Annotated in this window: 10 protein-coding genes; 3 read left to right on the forward strand and 7 right to left on the reverse strand. The window is 41.9% G+C overall.

What is annotated here, in order from left to right; all coding sequences use genetic code 11:
* Positions 1-6 precede the first annotated feature (6 nt).
* From GGQ95_RS08955 to GGQ95_RS08970, 4 genes are all read right to left on the reverse strand, one after another.
* A complete protein-coding gene (locus GGQ95_RS08955) occupies positions 7-1539 on the reverse strand; it encodes an alpha-amylase family glycosyl hydrolase (RefSeq protein ID WP_183186641.1) in 1533 nt (510 codons plus the stop codon).
* A 99-nt stretch (positions 1540-1638) separates the two neighbouring features.
* A complete protein-coding gene (locus GGQ95_RS08960; RefSeq protein ID WP_044745691.1) occupies positions 1639-2481 on the reverse strand; it encodes a sugar ABC transporter permease in 843 nt (280 codons plus the stop codon).
* A gap of 1 nt (position 2482) precedes the next feature.
* Entirely contained in the window at positions 2483-3766 is a 1284-nt protein-coding gene (locus GGQ95_RS08965) for an ABC transporter permease subunit (protein WP_183186642.1), read from the reverse strand.
* Between the two features lie 514 nt (positions 3767-4280).
* Positions 4281-5576, reverse strand: a complete 1296-nt coding sequence (locus tag GGQ95_RS08970) for an extracellular solute-binding protein (protein WP_066148206.1) — start codon at positions 5574-5576, stop codon at positions 4281-4283.
* A 318-nt stretch (positions 5577-5894) separates the two neighbouring features.
* Here GGQ95_RS08970 and GGQ95_RS08975 point away from each other — a divergent pair, with 318 nt between their 5' ends.
* The gene (locus GGQ95_RS08975) at positions 5895-7667 is read left to right on the forward strand and encodes an alpha-glycosidase (RefSeq protein WP_080860549.1); all 1773 of its coding nucleotides are present in this window, start codon (positions 5895-5897) and stop codon (positions 7665-7667) included.
* 24 nt (positions 7668-7691) lie between these two features.
* Here GGQ95_RS08975 and GGQ95_RS08980 read toward each other — a convergent pair whose 3' ends face one another.
* Positions 7692-8555 (reverse strand): helix-turn-helix transcriptional regulator, encoded by an 864-nt coding sequence (locus GGQ95_RS08980; protein WP_066148200.1) that lies wholly within the window; start codon positions 8553-8555, stop codon positions 7692-7694.
* 292 nt (positions 8556-8847) lie between these two features.
* Between GGQ95_RS08980 and GGQ95_RS08985 the strand changes: the two genes are divergently transcribed.
* Complete coding sequence (locus tag GGQ95_RS08985; protein ID WP_376768709.1) at positions 8848-10203, forward strand: MATE family efflux transporter; 1356 nt, start codon at positions 8848-8850, stop codon at positions 10201-10203.
* A 50-nt stretch (positions 10204-10253) separates the two neighbouring features.
* Here the strand turns inward: GGQ95_RS08985 and asnB are convergent, their stop codons facing one another.
* Positions 10254-12101, reverse strand: coding sequence for an asparagine synthase (glutamine-hydrolyzing) (gene asnB / locus GGQ95_RS08990; protein WP_183186644.1), 1848 nt, complete (start codon positions 12099-12101; stop codon positions 10254-10256).
* Between the two features lie 322 nt (positions 12102-12423).
* Here asnB and GGQ95_RS08995 point away from each other — a divergent pair, with 322 nt between their 5' ends.
* Positions 12424-12972, forward strand: coding sequence for a DUF2777 family protein (locus GGQ95_RS08995; RefSeq protein ID WP_066148192.1), 549 nt, complete (start codon positions 12424-12426; stop codon positions 12970-12972).
* A 154-nt stretch (positions 12973-13126) separates the two neighbouring features.
* On the opposite strand, the gene GGQ95_RS09000 is transcribed toward GGQ95_RS08995, so the two are convergent.
* The gene (locus GGQ95_RS09000; RefSeq protein WP_044745683.1) at positions 13127-13483 is read right to left on the reverse strand and encodes a YisL family protein; all 357 of its coding nucleotides are present in this window, start codon (positions 13481-13483) and stop codon (positions 13127-13129) included.
* Positions 13484-13752: the final 269 nt, after the last annotated feature.

The raw sequence follows: 13752 nt of genomic DNA on the forward strand, positions 1-13752 counted from the left end.
TCCCTCCTACCTAGACCGTTTGGCACGCTTTTTCGCATAGTATAAAAACAATCCAAACAAGACATAAACAGCAATGAGCGCAGCGATAAATGGAATATTCAGACCCGTCTTTTTGGCAAGCACGTAAATTTCTGCTGTTTCCCTATCCGAAATCAAGTTATACCCGTTTTTGCTGCTTCGCACTAAATCGCCAGATAACAGTCCTCTCAACTCTTTTCCAGGGGCAAGCTGAGCGTTTGTTAAATGGACTTTTTGCGTTTTGTTTGTATTATTTATCGCGATGACAGCTGTTTCTCCCTTATATGTTCGTTTAAAAACAGCCATTCCCTTCTTTTCGTACAAGAGAGTAAAATCCCCCCGCCGCAAAGAAGGTAATTGCCCGCGCAGTTCTCCTAATTTTTTTATATAGTTCACCACTTCATCATCGGTGCGGAAATTCATAAGGCGATGATTATCAGGAGCCTTTCCTCCGTCTAACACAATTTCTGTTCCGTAATAGACAATAGGAACGCCTGGCGCTGAAAATAAATAAGCTAGACTAAGCTTCATTCTTGTTATCGGATTTTGCTTGTTTTCTAAAGCAAGCCTTGTGAATCGAACAGTTCTGTCATTGTCCAAAAACGTACCTAACAAATAAGGATGATCATAATAAGAGACATTGTTCTTCCAAACACGATAAAGCGGCGCAAGCGATTGATTCACATTGCTCAATACCTTTGACGCTTCATTATAAAAAGGATAATCAAGAAAACCATCGATTCCATCCTTCTCATAATCGGCTATATAACGTGGATCATTGCTGTCTATTCCTCCAAGCAGATAAAAGTCTTTCTTTACTGCTTTGACTTCATTTGAAAACTCCTGCCAAAACGATTTAGGCACATGTCCAGCGTCATCAAGATAATAACCATCAATATCCGTTTCTTTTATCCACCATTTAGCAGCATCAATCAAATAACGTTTCACTTCCGGATTTTCTTGCGCAAGATCTGGCAACCCATTTAACCAGCCGGTCTCTATTTGCCGCGGATTATTCCAGTCTGAAATCTCCCTTTTCTCATGATACCAATCTTTTTTCGCCGGATCGTTTACCCACGGATGGCGAGATGACGTATGATTCGTCACAAAATCCAAAATCACCTTCATATGACGCTTATGCGCTTCTTTCACCAATGTTTTTAAATCGCTGAGCGTTCCAAAACGCGGATCGACTTTATAAAAATCCGTAACCTTCTTTCCTTGATAATCCCCTGGCTCCGTTTGAAAAATCGGCGTCAGTCGAATCGCTGTAAATCCCATGCTTTGAATATAATCCAGTTTAGCTGTAATTCCCTTTAAATCCCCTCCGAAATAGGCGTGAGGATCTTTGACATTGACACCTTGGTCGTTTGTCGAATCCAAATTGTTAAATCGGTCAACCATCATAAAGTAGACGGTTTCGTCTTGCCATGTCCGCTTTTCATTTGTGTCTGCCTGTGCAGGAATGGCAAATGAAAGTAAAAAAAGAAGCGCTAAACTAGAAGCAAATGCTCGTTTCAACCTTCCCACTCCCTATCTATTTCGAGTCTACTTACTGTTTTAATATAGCTCGAAATAGCATGAAAGGAAAGAACTTGAACGGTTCTTTCCCCCTCTTTCTTATCCTTTTGTTCCGCCAGCTGTCAATCCCGATACAAAATATTTTTGGAACGAAAGGAACAGGATCGCAATCGGCAGAGCGATCAGCACAGAACCAGCAGCAAACGTTGTAAATTCACTTCCAAATTGCTTTGCGACCAAGTCATACAGCCCAACAGCCAGCGTATACTTTTCTTTGCTGCGAAGCAGAACGCTGGCCAAAATAAAATCGGCAAACGGTCCCGTAAAAGTAAATAGCGCCACAACCGCAATGATCGGTTTAGCCAACGGCATAATAATTTGCCAAAAAATGCGCAGATGTCCGGCACCGTCGATTCTCGCAGATTCATCAAGCTCTCTCGGAATCGTATCTAAATAACCTTTCATCAACCAAGTGTTCATCGGGATAAATCCGCCTACATAAACAAGAATCAGCCCTAAATGCGTATCAATTAATTTTGTGAGCAGCCCTAAAACATAAATAGCAATTAATGCGGCGAAGTTCGGAATCATTTGCAAAATCAAGAAGGTGATTAAACCATTTTTCCTTCCGATAAAACGGTAGCGGGAAAATGAATAGGCCGTCAAACTTACGAGAATAACAGAAAAAACCATCGTGAGTGTAGAGATTTTTAAAGAGTTCCAGTACCAGCGTAAATAATCGCTTTGATCAGGGTCGAACAGCTCTTTATAATGAGCAAGCGTTGCATTCTCCGGGATCATCTTCGACCCCGACAAGCTCTGCCCGGGATTAAACGAAGAGCCAATAACCCAAAGAAGCGGATACACAATAATGGCGGCGACCACTAAAATCACGATATACGACAAGGTTAAACGAATGATTTTTCGTCTTTTCATGCCCATTTCACATCATATCCTCTTCTTTAAATGATCTCGTTCTTCTAAACTGCCATAAAGCAACGGAGACAACAACAAGCGATAAAAGCAAGGTTACAGCCGCGGCTTTCGAATATTGTGCCGACGTCATCGTCAGACGATAGATCCAAGAGATTAAAATATCGGTCGCACCGGCGTTTTGGCCCGAGACCGCCGGCCCTCCGCCATTAAACAAGTAAATAATGTTAAAGTTATTAAAATTAAACGTATACTGCGTAATTAAAATAGGAGCGACTGTATAAAGAACGAGAGGAAGCGTGATTTTTGTGAATTTTTGCCATGCTGTAGCTCCATCTACCGTTGCCGCTTCATACAATTCACTTGGAATCGATTGCAACACACCCGTTGTCATCGCAAAAATGAATGGAAAACCAAGCCATGTTTGAATGAAAATCAGCGCCACCTTTGTCCAAAATGGGTTTGTCATCCAATCAATAGCCGGAAGCCCCAAGGAAGCTAAAATGGTTTGATTGACCGCGCCAAAAGATTCATTAAACATGCCCGCAAAAATCAAAATAGTCACAAACGCCGGAACGGCCCAAGGCAAAATAAAAATAGTTCGGATAATCGCTTTTCCTTTTAAATCTTTTTGATTGACGAGAATCGCTAGGAAAATGCCAAGAGCAATTTGCAAGGTAGTCGCACCAAACGTCCAAATAATCGTCCATGCCAATACGTTAATAAACGTTTTCCGCCAAAGGTCAAGCTTCACTAAATCAACAAAGTTTTGCAAGCCAACCCAATCGACTAATTTAGCTGGCGGCGTATGATACAAATCGTAGTTTGTAAACGCAAGCAGCACAACGAAAATAATCGGAAAAACAACGACAAAAATGAGCAAAATAAATCCCGGCGAGATCATTAAATAAGGAAATCCGCTATCGACAAGCGTTTGATATTGTTCACGCAGCGAGTTGATTTTTAAGCCAAGGTCGCGTTTTTGTCCGTTTTTATACGCATCCTGCAAATTAAACGCATAAAACCCGAGGCCAAATACGAGCACGATCGCCGCTAAAATCCCTTCCACCAACAAAAAAATGGAATGATCACGCGGGACTATTTCACCAAGCGTCACTAATCCCCACAAACCGATATCCAATAAATCATGAAAGACAATAAAAAAAGAAACCGTTAATACAAGAAAGAAAATACCTTTCATATATTGGCGGTTGTATAGCTGTCCGAGTCCCGGAATAATCGATAAACCAAGCGCAATCTTCCGATGACGAGATTGATAGATAGTCGACTCCACATAAGCCCCTCCTTTCTAACATATCACCACTCACAACCAGTTCATATTTGAGAATGTTAGATTCATCGCCTGCAAATATCAGTTCAGCATCCAATCCTTTTCTATCATCAAAAGTTCTATCGGCCATAAAAGCATAGTTCGGCAAATGCGATAGGCGTGTGAAAACGTGAAAGCCATCCATACTATAAACGCCCGTGCAAAACATGGAGCCCAGCAGAAGCAAGGAACCTTTTCACTTTCCTGTTTGATCGGCAAATGGGTTTTTCTTGATGCATCAATATGGACCCCTAAAGCGGGCCGATCACTACCGATTTCGATAGTCGGTCGACCGAACAGCATTGCTTCCAGACAAATGAATTTGTCTGGAAGTAGCTGATTGCTCGGTTCCTGGTCACGTTTTGGCGTGACTGAGACAAGGCAGCGACTTTCCTTCGACCGCCAATTTTCCACCAATCATTTGTTTCATCTTCAAGTTGTCTTATTGCCGATCTCGTAAAAGAGAGGCGCTCCCTTTTTACTCGCCTGAATGATTCGTTTCGATATTGGTTTGAATGGTTTTCACCGCTTCATCTAATGCTTTCTTCGGCTTTATCTTTTGGTTCGCCACTAATTGCAGAGCGGTTGCCATCGGGCCCCATACTTCAGACATTTCCGGAATATTCGGCATCGGAACCGCGTATTGGGATTGAATCGCCACAGCCTTGGCCCCTTCATCTTCTGCAATAAGCGGATCATCAACGAGAGCTTTAACCGGCGGAATCTCTTTTGTTAATTCAAAGCGCTTTTTCGCACTTTCTTCATTCGTTAAAAACTCAATTAATTTCGTCGCCCATTCTGGGTTTTTGGAAAAAGCAGACACATGCCATCCTTTTACGCCCATAAACGTTTTCACATGTTCTCCGTTTGGCAATGTTGGCATCGGTGCAACTCCAATTTCAATTCCCGCATCACGCATTCCTTGAAATGCCCATGGTCCATTCATGACAGAGGCTACCTTTCCTTCATTAAACAGGCCATCCATCGTCGAACCGCCGTTTTCACCGATAATTCCTTTCGGGAATAATTCTTTATACCATTTTTGGATGTATTCAGCTCCCTTGACTGCCCCATCGTTATTTAAACCGAGATTTTTCGGATCCAATGTGCCGTTATCCTCTTTAAATACATAGCCGCCCATGCCGGCAATCACACCGTGTGCAAAATAAAAGTTATCCCAAAGAGCTAAAAATCCGTATTTGTCTCCTTTTGTAAAGCCCTTCGCAAATTGATACAGCTCATCCATCGTTTCCGGCGCTTTATCCATCAGCTTTTTATTATAGATAAATACCGGGGTTTCTACGGCCTTTGGCAGCCCATAAAGCTTTCCTTTATAGGTCTCCGCTTTGATAGAGGATTCTGTAAACTGATCTAATACGGATGGATCAACGTTGATTTCACGAATGAGTCCTTCCGTTACAAGCTGGCCGATCTGGTCATGAGGCACTGTAATCACATCGGGACCTGTGCCTGCCGGGCCATCTAAACGCAATTGTTCCCGTTGCTTTGTCGCCATCTCTACTTCTTTATACTCGACTTTAATCCCATATTTTTCTTCAAACGCTTTAATGGCTGGCTCAAGCGCTACTCCCCGCTTGACATCTTCCCAAACAACAAGCTTATCTGGCTTAGGAGGCATGCTGTTTTCTGATGTTTCCGTTTGCTTATTCCCTTCATTTGGATTCGTCTTCGTTGTTTCCCCATCAGGTCCGCACCCTGCCAACACCCCTGTCGTCAATGCGAGCGAGGAAAAAAGAGATACCATCCTTTTCATTCCGATCCCTCCTGTTTATTTACAAAAAATGAAAATGGCAAGCGTTTTCATAATGATTAATTAGGAAAACGGTTGCACAAATTATCACTTTTATTATACAATCATTTTGAATTTTGACAACTCTTTTTTACATGTTTTACAATTGGTTTAGCGATTGATTGACTTTTTATATAGTGATCAATTACTCTTAAAACATGCGGAATGAATACGTTTCCTTTTTGTTTGGCAAAATAACAAACAAGCTATCATATTCATCTTGTCACTGTGTAACCAAATGGCAATCGCTTGCACTTAATCTTTTTTAAAGGAGCTGATTCCATGTTCAAAGAAGCCATTTATCATCGTCCAAAAGACAACTTTGCTTATGCATATGACGAGCAAACACTACATATACGATTGCGGACAAAAAAAAATGACGTCGAGCATGTCCGCCTTATTTACGGCGATCCATACGAATGGGAAAACGGCCATTGGCAGGTAAGCTATCAATCTATGCAAAAAAGCGGAACAGATGAACTGTTTGATTATTGGTTTATCGCCTTAACTCCTCCATATCGTCGCCTCCGTTACGGTTTCGAACTGACAAGCAACAACGAGCAAATCGTTTATACAGAAAAAGGATTTTACAGAACGGCACCGATGGATGATACCGCTTATTATTTTTGTTTTCCTTTTTTAAACAAAATCGATGTGTTCCAAGCACCTGAGTGGGTAAAAGATACCATTTGGTATCAAATTTTCCCAGAGCGCTTTGCCAATGGCAATGAAGCATTGAATCCTGCTGGAACATTGCCGTGGGGAAGCGCTGATCCTACGCCGACCAGCTTTTTCGGTGGAGATTTTGAGGGCATTATTCAGAAACTGGATCATCTCGTTGATCTAGGAGTTAATGGAATTTATTTCACGCCTATCTTTAAAGCATCATCCAATCATAAATATGATACGATCGATTATTTTGAAATTGATCCGCAATTTGGAGATAAACAGACATTTAAAAGGCTTGTGGAGCTTTGCCATCAAAAAGGCATTCGCGTCATGCTTGATGCGGTTTTTAATCATAGCGGTTACGAATTTCCTCCATTTCAAGACGTGCTGAAATATGGAGAAAATTCTAAGTATAAACATTGGTTTCATATTCGCGAATTCCCACTGCAAACCGTGCCGCGTCCAAACTATGATACATTTGCTTTTACTCCGAATATGCCAAAGCTGAATACAGAAAACCAAGAGGTGAAAAACTATTTATTAGATGTGGCGACTTATTGGATTCGTGAATTTGATATTGATGGCTGGCGCTTAGATGTCGCTAATGAGGTCGATCATCAATTTTGGCGCGAGTTTCGCCAAGCGGTGAAAACGATCAAACCAGACGCCTATATTCTTGGAGAAATTTGGCATGATGCTATGCCTTGGCTGCGCGGCGACCAATTCGACGCTGTGATGAATTATCCTTTTACAAATGGGACCCTTCGTTTCTTTGCTCAACATGAGATTCGCGCTTCACAATTTGTCGGAATGATGACACATGTGCTCCATTCCTATCCAACGAATGTAAATGAAGTAGCATTTAATTTACTCGGCAGTCACGATACGCCTCGTCTGCTGACTCTCTGCAAAGAGGATGTGCGGAAAGCAAAGCTCTCGTTTTTATTCCAGCTCTCTTTTACAGGAACACCTTGCATCTATTATGGCGATGAAATTGGAATAACAGGCGATCAAGACCCAGGCTGCCGCAAATGCATGATATGGGATGAACATCAGCAAAATCGCGAGCTTTTTAGACATGTCCAAAAGCTTATTGCATTGCGCAAGGCTTATAAGGCATTTGGAAATCGCGGAAATCTTCATTTTATCGATGCAAATGATGAAACGAATCATTTGATCTATATGAAAACATTCGAAGAAGAAGCAATCATTTTCCTCGTGAACAATAACGAACAAGAAATAGAGATCACCTTGCCTCTCTCTCTAAAAGGAAAGCTGCTCACGAATTTATGGACAAATGAGCAGTTTGCAGCTGAGGCTGACACATTAAAGTCGACACTTCCACCATACGGATTTTTCATCTATAAAATCGAAGATTGGTTATAAAGCGAGGAAGCATCTCCTCGCTTTTCATATGCGGTAAACGATGCGGCGGTACTCTGTTGGCGTCACTCCCTCCACTTTTTTAAACAAGCGGGAAAAGTAAGCGGCATCTTCAATCCCTACCCGCTTGGCGATGGAATCAATCGTATCGTTCGTTTCTGCCAGCTGCTTTTTCGCCTGAGCTATCCGATAGTAATGCAAATATTGCATGACGCTCATTCCCATCGTTTTTTGCATGCAGCGCGTGATATAGTCTGGATGAAAGCGCAACGATCGAGCTAATTTTTTCATCTCAAAAGGCTCACGATAGTACTTATGGATATATTGAACAGCTTCGGCACATACTTTTTCTGATGCCGTTGGAATGTCCAATGCTTGTTTCTGAAGCTGCACGAGAAACTCCGCGAAATAAATTTGCTGTTTAAGCGCACGATCAGGAGAGCTATCGTGCTCTAAATGAACCACTTGTTCCAGCAATTGCTCCATTCTTTCTTTTTGCTTCATTACCCCAAACTGCGGCAAGTAAAATTGATATTGTGCTGCCTCTACATATGATGCTTCTCGTTCCATTACATCATGCCAAGCGATTTCTCCTTTAGGAAGGATCTCATAATGTTGCTCCATGGTGAAATGAAGCCAGACAAACAAGGTATCTTCCACACATGGGCGATAACCATAATGTCCGCGTTGCGGTATCAGAATCATATAGGTTCCTTCTTTTACTTCAAATAGCTGATCTTCCTCTGCCATAAATAAGCAGCCTCGCTTTACATACAGCAAATCAAATACTGAAAAAGTTCGCTTGAAGTGTTTTTTTCCTTGCACAAACATCGCCTCTCCTCCCTTAATAAAGGTCGGAAAAGGCGGACACCTAAAGGCAATATGCCGCATAATCACTCTCCTCTTTATGTCGGAAATATACAAATCGAATCGTGTTGCTCCCTTTTATTATGCCGTAAAATCGATACACTGAATATAGCTTTTATTTATAAAAAAATCGGCATCAATCAAAATCGAAAACGTTTCAATCGATGAAAGAACTAGATTTATATATACCAGGATCAAATGCCGTTTATTTAAGTTTGATGCATCCACGTTTTTTGTTCTCAAATGAGATGATGATCACCGATTTCGACGGCCGGGCGATCGACTGCCGTCGCTTTCAGCTATAAAGGAGGGAACGATTATGTCTAATCATAAACACTTGTCATTATTCGCACTGACTTGGCCGATTTTTATCGAAACGCTTCTGTATATGTTGATGGGCAGTGCTGATACACTCATGCTCAGCCACTATTCTGATCAGGCCGTCGCCGCTGTTGGCGTCGCGAACCAAATTATTTTTCTTGTTATCGTCATGTTCGATTTTGTGGCAATGGGTACTGCTATTTTAGTCGCTCAATATATCGGTGCAAAAGATGTCAAAAATACGAGAGAAGTTGCCCTTGCTTCCATAAGCACTAACTTTTTCTTTAGTTTTTTTCTTAGTGCCATTCTCCTGTTATTTGGAAAGCAACTATTATATGCCATGAAGCTGCCTGATGAACTTTTAGATGAAGCCTATTCTTATTTAGCCATCGTTGGCGGTTTTTTATTTGTTCAGGCTCTTATGATGACGGCTGGGGCCATTTTAAAAAGCCATGGGTATACTCGCGACACGATGTATATTACCGTCGGCATGAACATCCTTCATATCATCGGAAATTACATTTCTATTTTTGGGCCATTTGGTCTTCCGGTTTTAGGGGTCAAAGGAGTCGCCATTTCTACCACCATTAGTCGAATCATCGCATTAATCGCTATCTTTTTCCTTTTGGCCAAGCGAACGAACTTGATTCCGTCGCTATCACGCTTCGCCTATTTGCCTATGCATCACATTCGTAGCTTGCTGAAAATCGGCATCCCTGCTGCCGGAGAAAATTTGGCCTACAATACAGCGCAAATGGTGATCACATACTTTATTACATGGATGGGAACTGAAGCGCTAACAGCAAAAATCTATACGCAAAATTTGATCATGTTTGTTTTTCTGTTTGGCATTGCCGTCGGCCAAGGCACGCAAATTCTCGTCGGTTATTTCGTTGGAGCCAAGCAATATGAGCAGGCATACGCGCGCTGCTTAAAAAGCTTGTATAGCGCCATCTCGATTTCTATTGCTATGGCTTTTACATGCTATCTATTGGCTGAACCCCTGCTCTCATTTTTTACACATAACAAAGAGATCATCGAAATGGGAAAAACGCTGTTATTACTAACTATTTTACTTGAACCGGGCCGTTCATTTAATCTAGTGATTATTAGTTCGCTCCGGGCAGCGGGCGATGTGCAGTTTCCTGTTTACATAGGAATTGCATCGATGTGGGGAGTAAGCGTCGTACTTTCCTATATTCTTGGCATTTATTTTGGTTTGGGGCTCATCGGTATTTGGATTTCTTTTATTGCTGATGAATGGCTGCGTGGACTATTCATGCTATGGCGCTGGCGATCAAAGACTTGGTGCCATAAATCCCTTGTCCAATTCCCCGTGGGAACGACATAATAAAAAGCAAAGGAGAAGCTTGGTAAACAAAAGCTTCTCCTTTTTCTTTTTTAATCTTTAATTTGAATGGAGTAATGCTCGAACCAAGTGTGAACTTGGCACAAATAAGCAAGCAGCTGCGGTCCTGTCATCAGCTGGCCAAACCAAGGCATTTGAAATGATTTCCCTCCTGTTTCCACCATTTCTTTTAGCTTTCCAGCTTCAAAAAATTCATATAGTGCAGAGGATCGCTCTTTTAATATTTCTTTCATTCTCGCTTTGACTAATTCTGTATAAAGAGGATGATGTGTTTTCGGATAAGGGCTTTTCTTGCGATATAGCACTTCTTCTGGCAAAATTCCTTCCAGCGCTCGACGCAATATTCCTTTTTCTCGATTTCCGTACATTTTCATTTCCCATGGAATGTTCCATACATATTCTACTAAACGGTGATCGGCAAATGGCACACGCACCTCTAGGCTCGCTCCCATGCTCATTCGGTCTTTGCGATCAAGAAGGGTTGTCATAAACCAAATCATATTTAAATAAAACAGCTCGCGCCGTTTCGCTTCGACGGCACTCTCTCCTTCCAATCTTGGAACCTCTGCGATCGTTTCACGAAATCGCGTTTGCACATACTCATCTAAGCGCAATTTTTTCCGCCATTTTTCTTGAAGCAAATCCATTCGTGCCTCCGTGGACCGCATCCAAGGGAATCCATTTCGCGCCAAATCATCTGGGCGATGAAACCAAGGGTATCCGCCAAAAATCTCATCGGCGCACTCTCCTGATAAGCTAACAACAAAGTCTTTCTTAATTTGTTGACAAAACCAAAGCAACGATGAGTCTACATCGGCCATTCCTGGCAAATCACGTACCGTAACGGCCTCTGTTAAATAATCAGCTAAATCCTGCTGCGAGATGACACAACGATGGTGAATTGTCGAAAATGTATTCGACATTTTCTCAATCCAAGGACCATCGGCATTCGGTTGAAAATCATTCGCTGTAAAGTACTGATCATTCCCTTCATAATCAATCGAATACGTATGCAGCGGGCCTTTCCCAGCCTTTTCAAACGCATTGGCGGCTATGGCAGTAATGGCGCTTGAGTCCACCCCACCTGATAAAAACGTACAAACAGGTACATCGGATACAAGCTGTCGCGTCACTGCATCAGTCAGTAGAAAACGGACTTTCTCTACCGTCTCTTCAAGCGAATCGGAGTGGACATGGCTTTTTACGTTCCAATAGCGGCGAATGTTGATACCTTCTCGCGAATAGATAAGCATATGGGCTGGACGCAATTCATGAATGCCATTAAATACTCCGTGCCCTGGAGTTCGAGACGGCCCCAATCCAAACACTTCCGCCAATCCTTCGCGGCCGATTTCTGTCTTTACTTCAGGATGTGCCAAAATCGCTTTAATCTCGGAACCAAATAATAAACTGCCTCCAATATGGCGGTAAAAGAGCGGTTTAACTCCTAAGCGATCCCTTGCTAAAAACAATTTTTCATTTTTTCCATCCCAAATGGCGAATGCAAAAATTCCATTAAGATAGTCCACACATGTTTCTTGCCACTCGATATAGGCTGTTAATAATACTTCTGTATCCGAATGGCCTTGAAATGTATAGCCCCTTTTTAAAAGCTCTTTGCGAATTTCTTCGGTATTATACAGTTCGCCATTATAACAAATTGTATAATCACTGCCATGTTTTTGTCTTGTCATCGGCTGTATGCCGCCTGCTGGATCGACGACGACAAGTCGTTTATGTCCAAATGCCACATGCTGGTCTAACCAGTAGTTTGTATCATCTGGACCGCGCTTTGCCAATGCTTCCGTCATTTTTTCAATGGTTGGTTGTGCAGTGCGCATCTCTCGCTGGAAATCCACCCAACCGGTGATCCCACACATATGAATCAATCCTTTCTTTTCTTCAGCGTAAAAACAGGTTGCTTTTTTTCATTATATGCAGCTAAGCGCTAGGCGCTCGTCGCCGCTTTTTTCTTTATCTACTCTGGCGACCGTCTCTCTTGTGCGAAACCAACTCCCTCCGGGTGGAGCGAGTAAACTTTGTCAATCCATCTTTCTCTCTAAAGCTAAGCGTTCTCCGCCGTTTTCCTTTATGGCATGCTTTCATTGTATGCAAATGCAGCGATTTCGATGAATTGTCCAATAGAGTGAATAAATGATGGGCAAATAGGTGAAAACGAAAAAAGAAAGGAGATGAGGAAAATTGACTCTTGAACAAAAGTTGGCACAGATTCCCGCCCAACAGCGCGCTTATATACAAGGAGAAATTGAATATGTAAACGGGGAATGGGTTTTTTTTGATGAAGAAGAGGAAGAAGCAGGACTGCTTGCAGAGTGGAGTGATGAGGAAATCGAAATTTTCCGATTCGGCCGCTGGCTTCGCGGATATTATCAACACAATGGAGAAATTCAATTATCTGGAACAAGAGTTTTACTGCAAAAGGGCGAGCTGGTTCGTTTTCGCAAACGATTGCCGTATGCTTATCGCAGCTGGCTTGATGCTCTTCCTGAAAAAACGTTTTTTGGCTTCATTGAATGGCTAAATAAACTGAATTTTTCATTATACGATTGTCTGTATTGCTATAACGGGCTCTTGTTTGAGAAGCGTACAGGCGTCAATTTTATGATTTTTGATAATACAGAGCTGATCGGGAACGTGCAACACTATTATGAGCGAGGCGAAACGAATAAAGATCGCTTTGAAATGACGTTCCATACAGGCAATCGGTTTATTTGCACACAAATCAGCTAAAAAGGGGCTGTCCAGAAAGTCAAAATCCATTGAAAACGAAACATCATAAACATTGATATATCAACATCTCTAAAACATTAAGAGGGTGTCTATAAGCCGATAAATCGACTTATTAGACACCCCCTTTTCAATATAAGTAATACTTGACTGTCGTTTAGGAAAAAACATGGAATCCTAACGGAAGCTTAAGTCCTAAATATAAAACAAGCACAAAAGCCAGTACAAGCTGAATCCAAGCACTTTGGGCACGCTCTCCCTTTTTGGCGCGGACCGTCACCATCTCCATCGCGACAATGACCCAAAGACCAACAATCGCTTTTACGATATACAGCGCTGAAATCGAATACAAGCTAAACAATAGCATCGCTCCAGTAGCGATAATGAGCAGATAAAACAAGCGCAAAACCATATGGGCGATTTTCGCCTTCGGAGAATGAGCTTTGTACATCGACAAAGAAACAAAAAATAAAATGAAAGCAATCACCCATGTTGTAATGTGTGCATGCGTCATCGAAAATGATCTCCTTTCCAGCATTCGTTTTCTTCATCATAGCATGTTTTTGTAAAAAAACGAAATGGCATGCTTGTCTATAAATAGAATACATATCATCAAAAGATAAGCCGTATAGCCGTTTCCAAAACAGAGCCCCCATTTTTCGACGGTCGAGCGATCGCCGAAATTGGATCATCACCTGTTCACACGGAAACAAAATGAAGGAATCGAGTTGTATTTATATCGTCATACGCAATGCTCCATCGCGCCATCAGGTAAGAAGCTCT

The organism is Anoxybacteroides rupiense, from assembly GCF_014196195.1.
Classification (GTDB): domain Bacteria; phylum Bacillota; class Bacilli; order Bacillales; family Anoxybacillaceae; genus Anoxybacteroides; species Anoxybacteroides rupiense.

Excerpts from the sequence above, each read along its gene's own strand:
- GGQ95_RS08970 (WP_066148206.1), bottom strand. The coding sequence starts at position 5,576 with ATGAAAAGGATGGTATCTCTTTTTTCCTCGCTCGCATTGACGACAGGG.
- GGQ95_RS08960 (WP_044745691.1), bottom strand. The coding sequence starts at position 2,481 with ATGGGCATGAAAAGACGAAAAATCATTCGTTTAACCTTGTCGTATATC.
- asnB (WP_183186644.1), bottom strand. The coding sequence starts at position 12,101 with ATGTGTGGGATCACCGGTTGGGTGGATTTCCAGCGAGAGATGCGCACT.
- GGQ95_RS09000 (WP_044745683.1), bottom strand. The coding sequence starts at position 13,483 with ATGACGCATGCACACATTACAACATGGGTGATTGCTTTCATTTTATTT.
- GGQ95_RS08975 (WP_080860549.1), top strand. The coding sequence starts at position 5,895 with ATGTTCAAAGAAGCCATTTATCATCGTCCAAAAGACAACTTTGCTTAT.
- GGQ95_RS08980 (WP_066148200.1), bottom strand. The coding sequence starts at position 8,555 with ATGCGGCATATTGCCTTTAGGTGTCCGCCTTTTCCGACCTTTATTAAG.